Here is a 7,695-nt window from a genome sequence, read left to right as displayed (position 1 = left end):
CGCGCCTTTGAAGATGTTTCCGAGTTTGGTGAGGCCATTGCCAGGCTTCAGAAGTAAGCACTGCGGCGGACTGTATCCATGAGTAATAACAGCGTTTTTTCCGCTCTTGACCGCGCCATGATGGCCCGCGCCATCATGCTGGCCAAACGTGGCCAGTACACCACCCGGCCCAATCCCAATGTGGGCTGCGTGATAGTGAATGACGCCGGTGAAATTGTCGGTGAAGGCTGGCATATCCGTGCAGGCGGCCCCCACGCCGAAGTGCATGCCCTTAAGGCCGCCGGTGCCAAGGCGCGCGGTGCCACAGCCTATGTCACTCTTGAGCCCTGCAGCCATTACGGCCGCACGCCGCCCTGTGCCAAGGCGCTGATTGACAATGGCTTAAGGCGTGTCGTGGTGGCCATGACCGACCCCAACCCCCAGGTGGCGGGCCGTGGCCTCAAGCTGCTCAAGGATGCCGGCATTGAGGTGGCTCACGGTTTGATGGAAGCTGAGGCTCGGGCACTGAATCCGGGCTTCTTATCGCGGATGGAGCGTTCGCGTCCGTTCGTTACAGTAAAAGTCGGTGCCAGCCTCGATGGCAAAACTGCGCTCTCCAGCGGTGAGTCAAAATGGATAACTGGGCCTGAGGCGCGCCGGGATGTGCAAAGGCTGCGGGCCAAATCCTGCGCCCTGATCACCGGCATAGATACTGTGCTGATGGATGATCCCAGCCTTAATGTTCGCCACGGCGAGCTTGGCAGCCTAGGCAATAGCTTATCGGAAGCTGAGCTTATTCAACCCATTCGGGTGGTGCTCGACAGCCAGCGGCGGATGAGTGCCAATGCCAAACTCTTTGGCATTGCTGGCCCGGTTTTGCTGGTGTCCGCTGTGGCTTACGATGAGAAATTTTTGCACTCGCTGCCGGACTTTGTTACCTGCTTGACTCTGCCTGATGATGAGGGGCGTATCGACCTTAAGGCACTGCTTAGCCACCTCGGTGAAAACTGCAACCGGGTATTGGTGGAAGCCGGCGGAACCCTGGCCGGTGCCTTTATCGCCGCAGGGCTTTGTGATGAGTTGGTGCTGTATCAGGCGCCAAAGCTGCTTGGCAGTCATGGCCGCGATATGCTGCAACTGCCCGACTATCAGACCATGGCCGAGGTGCCGGGTCTTAAGCTTATTGATGAGCGTAAAGTAGGCCAGGATTGGCGCTTTACCTTCACTGTGGCCTGAGTGTCAGCTTCTGCTGCATCGAGCCTAAAGAGGATTTATGTTTACCGGGATCATTGAAGCCGTAGGCACCTTAAGACGAATCGATCGCAAGGGCGATGATATTCGTCTGACGGTTGCCAGTGGCAAGCTGGATTTATCGGACGTGCGCCTTGGCGACAGCATTGCCACCAATGGCGTGTGTCTGACCGTGGTGGAGTGCCTTGCTGATGGCTATGTGGCTGATGTGTCGGCAGAAACCGTGAAACTCACCGGTTTTGCTGCATATCGCCCCGGTCAGACGGTTAACCTTGAAAAGGCGGTGACCCCGACTACCCGCCTTGGGGGCCATCTGGTCAGTGGTCACGTGGATGGCCGCGCTGTTGTGGTCAGCCGCAGTCAGCTTGGCAAGGCCATTGAGTTTTGGCTTGAGGCACCAGCAGAGCTTGCCCGTTATATTGCCCACAAGGGCTCCATCACCATTGATGGTGTGAGCCTTACGGTAAATGAAGTGGACGGCAGCCGTTTTCGTCTGACCATAGTGCCGCACACTGCAGGGGAAACCACCCTGATTGATTTGGCGGTGGGTGAGAAGGTGAATCTGGAAGTAGACCAGATAGCCCGCTACCTTGAGCGATTGATGCAACGTGGCGAAGAAACCGCGTCCGGCGGCGTCACCCTTGATTTGTTGGCCCGCAGCGGCTTTATGCGCTGAGCAGGCGGGCGCACTGGTCATTCAAAGCACCGCTTTGTGCGCCCGGTACTGTTTTTTGTCCACCAGGTCGTTAAAATTCACAACACTCTTTTAAGAAGATAAAGGTCTTACAATGGCGCTACACAGTATCGAAGAAATCATCGAAGACATTCGTCAGGGCAAAATGGTTATCCTGATGGACGATGAAGACAGGGAAAACGAAGGCGACCTGATCATGGCCGCTGAGTTGGTGACTCCGGCAGCCATTAACTTTATGGCGACATACGGCCGTGGCCTGATTTGTCAGACCATGACCCGTGCCCGTTGCCAGCAGCTGAATCTGCCGTTAATGGTAAGCAACAACAATGCCCAGTTCACTACCAACTTCACGGTATCTATTGAGGCCGCGCAGGGTGTGACCACAGGCATCAGTGCCCAGGACCGCGCGGTGACCATTCAGGCTGCCGTGGCCAAAGATGCCAAGGCCTCGGACTTGGTTCAGCCCGGCCACATCTTCCCGCTGATGGCTCAGGAAGGTGGCGTGCTGACCCGCGCCGGTCACACCGAAGCCGGTTGCGATCTTGCCCGTCTGGCAGGCTTTGAGCCTTCCGGTGTGATTGTGGAAATCCTCAATGAAGATGGCACCATGGCGCGTCGCCCGGATCTGGAAATCTTCTCTGAGAAGCACGGCATTAAGATTGGTACCATCGCCGACCTGATTGAGTACCGTAACAACACCGAAACCACAGTGGTACGCGAGGCCAGCTGTAAGCTGCCAACCCGTTTTGGCGAGTTTATGATGCACACTTTCCGCGACACTATTGATAACCAGCTGCACTACGCATTGGTAAAAGGTGAGGTGGATGAGAACGTTCTGGTACGGGTACACCTGACCAATACTTTTAACGATATTCTGCACTCAGAGCGCGATCAACAACGCTCCTGGCCGCTGGAAAAGGCCATGGCACGTATCGGCAGTGAAGGTGGCGTGCTGGTTATCCTCGGCAACCGCGAGCACGACAGCGATATTCTGGCCAAGGTGAAAGCCTTTGAAGCTGAAGACAAAGGCGAAGCCGCAGCACCAGCCAAGTGGCAGGGAACTTCCCGTCGCGTGGGTGTGGGCTCGCAGATTTTGTCCTCCCTCGGCGTGCACAAAATGCGTCTTTTAAGCTCACCCAAGAAGTATCATTCACTGTCGGGGTTTGGCTTGGAAGTGACCGAGTACGTCTCCGGCGAGTAAGACAAAAACACGAATTCAGTTAAATAGCATAGGGATTGGGGCAAAAGCCTGTGGTATGATATGCGCCAATTTTGCCCCGGACTCGTCCGGGTGGATTGCACCAAGCCGGGTGCCTTAGCTTAACCAGGTGAGAGAATGCACATTTTAGAAGGTCAAATCGAAGCCAAATCAGCCAAAGTGGCCATTGTGGTATCACGCTTCAACAGCTTTGTGGTCGAGAGCCTGCTGTCTGGCGCTATCGACACACTCAAGCGTTTCGGTCAGGTGAGCGAAGACAACATTACAGTTGTGCGCGTGCCTGGTGCCTTCGAGCTGCCTTTGGCCGCCAAGAAAGTTGCTGCTTCTGGCAAGTTTGACGGCATCATTGCGCTGGGCGCCGTGATCCGTGGTGGCACGCCACATTTCGATTTTGTTGCCGGTGAGTGCAACAAGGGGTTGGCCCAGGTTTCCCTGGAGTTCGACACCCCAGTATCTTTCGGCGTATTGACCACAGATACCATTGAGCAAGCCATTGAGCGCTCAGGTACCAAGGCAGGCAACAAGGGCGGCGAAGCTGCTCTGGGGCTGTTGGAAATGGTCAATGTGCTGAGCGCCATTGATAAAGAGCTGTAACAGTAGGAAAAATCATGAAGCCTTCAGAGCGCCGTAAGGCCCGCCGCCTGGCGGTCCAAGCCATCTATTCCTGGCAACTCAGTGGCAATAATGTTGCCGATGTCGAGCACGAGTTCCTCACCGAACAAGAGCTCGACGGAGTCGATATTGCTTACTTCCGGGAGTTATTTGCTGGCGCTGCGACCAAATCAGCCAAGCTTGATGAACTGTTATCCCCCTTGCTTGACCGTCCTTTTGAAGAGGTTTCTCCGGTGGAGAAAGCCATCCTCAGATTGGCTGCGTATGAGCTGACATTCCGCAAGGATGTACCATACAAGGTGGTGATTAACGAGGCTATTGAGCTGGCCAAGTCTTTCGGTGCCGAAGACGGACATAAGTTCGTTAATGGTATTCTGGACAAGCTGGTTGCACGCAACTAAATGAACAACGGTGCCCTCTGGGTGCCGTTTTTCATTTTGGGTGTTTAATTTTTTCCATGGGCCGGTGAGCAAAGTTCGACTTCAGCGCCGGAAATGCAGTGAAAGAATTCCAACTCATAGATCAGTTTTTTTGCGGCCGGGGACCTGTCCGCAGGGATGTTAAACACGGTATCGGTGATGACTGCGCTTTGGTGCAGCCAGCAGAACATAAGCATATCGCCGTATCCTGCGACACCCTGGTTGAAGGGGTACACTTTTACGCGGATATGCCAGCCTCGGCACTTGGACATAAGGCATTGGCAGTCAATCTGTCTGACCTTGCCGCCATGGGCGCCGAGCCTGCCTGGTTTACTCTCGGGCTCAGTCTGCCTTCGGTGGATGAGGCCTGGCTTGCCGGTTTCAGTGAAGGGCTGTTTGAAGCAGCCGAATATTACGGTATTGCACTGATTGGCGGGGATACCACTCAGAGTCCGGTTAAGGTGGTTGCCATTACCGTCAATGGCCAGGTACCCGAGGGCAAGGCGCTGACCCGCTATGGTGCCCGAAACGGTGACTGGGTTTATGTGACAGGGACTCTGGGGGACTCAGCCCTTGGATTGGTTCTGCTCAGGGGGCGTCTGCAAAGTCGTCCGGAACATAAAGAGTTTCTGATAGACAGGCACTATCGACCAACGCCGCGGGTATTGGCCGGACAGGCTTTGCGTGGCCTTGCATCCAGTGCAATTGATTTATCCGATGGTCTCGTATCCGATATCACTCACATTCTTAAAGCATCTCACGTGGGAGCCCATATAGAGGTCGATAAATTGCCTCTGTCCCAGGCCATGAAGGATTCAGTTTCCGTTGAACAGGCGTTGAGCTATGCGCTCACCGGTGGTGAGGATTACGAATTGCTGTTCACTGTGCCTGAGGCTCAGCGTGGTGCTCTTGAGATAGCACTGGCCCATGCTGGGGTAAAGTTTGTCCGCATTGGTCAGATAACCACTGGCAACGGTCTTAAGTTGATGCGTAATGGTGAACCTTTTGCGCCGGTAAATAAGGGCTTCGAGCATTTCTGATGGCGTTTTTCAGTGATGATGAGGCCTTAAAGCGGCTGTCTTTAAAAAATCCCTGGCATTTTCTGGCATTGGGCTTCGGTTCCGGCTTGGCCAAAAAGGCGCCCGGCACTTTTGGTACCCTTGCCGCCGTGCCGCTATATCTGCTGCTGAGTCCGCTGCCACTGGTTTGGTACTTGGTTGTCACCCTTATAGTGGTGATAGCTGGTATTTACATCTGCGACAGGGCCTCCAAGGATATGGGGGTCCATGACCATGGCGCCATTGTATGGGATGAAGTAGCTGGGCTGCTTATTACCTTGATTGCGGCACCTGCTGGCATCGGTTGGTTGATGGCGGGGTTTGTGCTGTTTCGGGTCTTTGATATTTTGAAGCCCTGGCCTATCCGGGTGTTGGATGCCAAGGTTCATGGCGGACTTGGTATAATGGCAGACGACGTACTCGCGGGTCTCTTTGCGCTGGCCTGTCTGCAGGCACTGGCTCAAATCATACCCTGAGCGTTTAAAATCCAGTAGTTAATGAACAAGGGGGCAGATGCCCCCTTGTTTTTTATCTGGCCTTATTCATTGACAAAGGCTTTCAGATTGACTCTGCGTTGCATTGGTTCATCCCACATAATTGGTGCCATGCTTCAGTTGCCTCCGCCAGTCCATTTTTGAAACCTATGTAGGTATTAAGCTTTATGGCGATTGGGCTCAGACACTCGTTGTGGGTGGAAGTGGGTATTTCGATAAGGTGAAGTCCGCCTTGGCAGCAAATTTGAAGTAAATCAGCCAGGGAGTTTGTCTTGTCACAATAGTGATATTTGCCGCCATAGGCTTCCACCAATTTGGCAGGGCTGAAATTATGGTCATTGCAGTGATAAATGGGGGCGTCACCAGCTTTACCCAAGTGAAAAATGTTGTTTCGCATGTACAAAATGATCAGATTTGCATTTTGTTTTTGTAGGTTTATCAGTTCATTACATTGGAAATTGAAGCCGCCGTCGCCGGTTATCAGCAATATCGGCTGATCGCTTTCCTGAGCGTTAAGCTCATCGGCTATGGCCCGGGCATAGGGCAAGCTGGTGCCCATTGCTGCATACCAGGGATTGGCCAAAAAGCTTCTTCCTGTCACTGAGCTGCGAGCTTCCAAAGCAAAGGCGGCAAAGAGGGCATTGCCTACTTCGGGAACTATGACCAAATCCTGACCGGCATGCCGCTGAAATGCATTTATAACCGTCGCCAGGTTGGCATAACTCAGCGACATGTCGTTGGTGGAATTATTCTTTTCCCCGCCGGATTCATTCAAACCGAGTGGGATGTTCCGGACTGGTAGCTCTGTTCTTTCAAGCTCATCCATCACGGCCAATAGATCCAGCTCACAACGTGCGGTACCTTTGAGCAGTGTTTTATTTGAGTGTGTGTCTATCGCGTGCGTACCACTGGCAAAAGCGTTATTGGTGTCAGAGTCGTAAATCGCGGTGCCAAGCTCAAGCACGAAATCGGCTTTCCCTTCTACGTAAGCTTGCCCTCTGCAAGCGCTGAACACGCCGTTATAGGCACCAAGGCACAGAGGATGTGATTCGTCGACCATTCCTTTTGCAAACCAGCTGGTGGCATAGGGCAGTCCTAACCTGTGACAAAAATCCAGAATGCGCTTTAGCAGGGGGCGGTTCATCCTGAGCCGCTCCCCAAGGTACAACATCGGAAATGTTGCTCTTTTGAGGCGCTCACTGATATCGGCCGCGATCAGTTCTGCGCCTTCAAGGCCAAGACGGGTATAGGCCGTCAGCTCGGCAAGTGAGGTTGGCAGACGAAGCTTCTGGGTGGGAAGGTTGACAAGGTCTCTGGGCACTTCAATATAAACCGGCTGACGGGTTTGCAGAGCCTCGCTCACCAGCTCGAAGAAGCGCGCTGCTGCCACATTGGGCTGGCCTTGATGACGCTGTCCCTGCAGTCGCTCAGCCTTAATCCCAAGCGCCTTGAAAGCATTGAGGGCGGCATTGAGATCTGTATGCCAGCCACAGCCTGGATGTACCATATGATGCAGTGCCTGACCGTGTATTTCACTCTCTCCGGGAGCGCCTGACAGAAAAATAACGGGCAGACCCTCGGTACGCGCCAGCGCCGCTGCGGAGACGCAGGGCAGACTACCAACCGTATAGGTGGTCAGGCAGGCTCCGAGACCGGATAATTCGGCCTGAGCACAGGCCGTGAAACCTGCGTGCATCTCGTTGCTGGAAGGCAGTACGCTAATGCTTGGATCTAACGCATTGATTAGGTTGGCTACAAAGTCACCGCCTACTCCGTAGATGCGGTTAAGTCCAAAAAACTGCAACACTTCACACAGGCTTTGACCCAGAGTGGGTAACTGTTCGCTGTAAGGAATACCCAGATTTTGACTGATGGCGTTCATGATGAGTCCATTGATAAACACAATGGACTCAGCATAGAGAACACCCGCAACTCAGATGTTGATTTGGATCAGTTGCTATAACCGGCT

The 7,695-nt window shown here is 53.7% G+C and carries 8 protein-coding genes; 7 read left to right on the top strand and 1 reads right to left on the bottom strand.

What is annotated here, in order from left to right; translation table 11 throughout:
• Nucleotides 1–78 precede the first annotated feature (78 nt).
• From ribD to ABYK60_RS09500, 7 genes are all read left to right on the top strand, one after another.
• The gene (ribD, locus tag ABYK60_RS09530) at nt 79–1,215 is read left to right on the top strand and encodes a bifunctional diaminohydroxyphosphoribosylaminopyrimidine deaminase/5-amino-6-(5-phosphoribosylamino)uracil reductase RibD (protein WP_372871782.1); all 1,137 of its coding nucleotides are present in this window, start codon (nt 79–81) and stop codon (nt 1,213–1,215) included.
• Nucleotides 1,216–1,252: 37 nt separating this feature from the next.
• The gene (locus tag ABYK60_RS09525) at nt 1,253–1,906 is read left to right on the top strand and encodes a riboflavin synthase (RefSeq protein ID WP_372871781.1); all 654 of its coding nucleotides are present in this window, start codon (nt 1,253–1,255) and stop codon (nt 1,904–1,906) included.
• A 112-nt stretch (nt 1,907–2,018) separates the two neighbouring features.
• Nucleotides 2,019–3,125, top strand: a complete 1,107-nt coding sequence (gene ribBA / locus ABYK60_RS09520) for a bifunctional 3,4-dihydroxy-2-butanone-4-phosphate synthase/GTP cyclohydrolase II (protein WP_372871780.1) — start codon at nt 2,019–2,021, stop codon at nt 3,123–3,125.
• Nucleotides 3,126–3,260: 135 nt separating this feature from the next.
• Nucleotides 3,261–3,737 carry a 6,7-dimethyl-8-ribityllumazine synthase gene (gene ribE, locus ABYK60_RS09515; RefSeq protein WP_372871779.1) on the top strand — a complete coding sequence of 159 codons (477 nt, stop codon included), beginning with the start codon at nt 3,261–3,263 and terminating at the stop codon, nt 3,735–3,737.
• Nucleotides 3,738–3,751: 14 nt separating this feature from the next.
• Nucleotides 3,752–4,156: a transcription antitermination factor NusB gene (gene nusB / locus ABYK60_RS09510; RefSeq protein WP_372871778.1), complete on the top strand. Its 405-nt coding sequence runs from the start codon at nt 3,752–3,754 to the stop codon at nt 4,154–4,156.
• 98 nt (nt 4,157–4,254) lie between these two features.
• On the top strand, nt 4,255–5,214 hold the full coding sequence (thiL, locus tag ABYK60_RS09505) for a thiamine-phosphate kinase (protein ID WP_372871777.1): 960 nt from the start codon (nt 4,255–4,257) through the stop codon (nt 5,212–5,214).
• Entirely contained in the window at nt 5,214–5,708 is a 495-nt protein-coding gene (locus tag ABYK60_RS09500) for a phosphatidylglycerophosphatase A (protein WP_372871776.1), read from the top strand. Before thiL ends, ABYK60_RS09500 begins: the two co-directional genes overlap by 1 nt.
• An 82-nt stretch (nt 5,709–5,790) precedes the next feature.
• Here ABYK60_RS09500 and ABYK60_RS09495 read toward each other — a convergent pair whose 3' ends face one another.
• Nucleotides 5,791–7,608: a thiamine pyrophosphate-binding protein gene (locus ABYK60_RS09495; RefSeq protein WP_372871775.1), complete on the bottom strand. Its 1,818-nt coding sequence runs from the start codon at nt 7,606–7,608 to the stop codon at nt 5,791–5,793.
• Nucleotides 7,609–7,695 lie beyond the last annotated feature (87 nt).

Source organism: Shewanella sp. (assembly GCF_041630135.1).
Taxonomy (GTDB): Bacteria; Pseudomonadota; Gammaproteobacteria; order Enterobacterales; family Shewanellaceae; genus Shewanella.
Note: the sequence above shows the minus strand (reverse complement) of the source record. Positions and strands in the feature narration are given on the sequence as shown.